The sequence below is a fragment of the Candidatus Nitrosarchaeum limnium BG20 genome (assembly GCF_000241145.1).
GTDB lineage: Archaea > Thermoproteota > Nitrososphaeria > Nitrososphaerales > Nitrosopumilaceae > Nitrosarchaeum > Nitrosarchaeum limnae.
On sequence record NZ_AHJG01000086.1, the window covers coordinates 1 to 776 of the forward strand.

1 protein-coding gene is annotated in these 776 nt (G+C 36.5%); it reads right to left on the reverse strand.

The window, feature by feature from the left end:
- The coding region (locus tag BG20_RS02615; RefSeq protein WP_010190578.1) for an aconitase X at positions 1-776 on the reverse strand (776 nt) is incomplete at both ends.

The window sequence follows — 776 nt, forward strand, 5'->3', positions numbered from 1 at the left end:
ATACTATTTGTAGTGACAGCATCCACATCATTTTTGTTAATCAATGGAGTTAAGCACGTACAACAATCAGAGAGTATTTCACATCCAGCTCGCTCTAGCTCGTTTGTATAGCCAATTTTTCTTGCTTGTTCTTTTACAGTTCTAGGACAAAATATCATACATCTTTTTTGAAAAGAGCGACCCTTTAGTTTACCAACAAGATCAGAGATCTCTTCTAATCCCAATTGTGGGCTACCAAGTGTTATCAAGTCACCTTTTTCTGCTGTATTTAGTTCATCATGAACATTTTGCATCTCTTTTTGATCAAAGTCAACTTTTTCACAACTAGAATCCCCATCACCAAAAAGAAATTTGGCACAAGTCCCAGATGTCCCCATACCACCACACATTGCTTTGCATTGTCTATTATCCATTTTTCCAAGACCAGAAATATTCACAGAAGTATCTCCTACTTTTCCTGCAAAAAATCCAAGCATCCCATATGTCAATTCATTTGGATCTTTTACCTTCATTCTAATTGTTAAGTTAGGAGAGTCTTCTTTTCGTATGGAAGAGTAGGGACTTTTTCCAGTTATTGCACTTGCAAGTGCACTAAATGCACTCTCCTTGTTTGTCTTTAGATTGTCATACGAGTTTGCATGAATTGCAGCATTGCTTTCTGCAAATGCAACTTGAGTTCCTTCTTTTGGTATATCAAATATTTCGTAAGGTATGCATGAAAAGGATGGAGTAACGCCCATTGCTTCATACGAGTTTTTAATTGAGAGTTGTTTTGA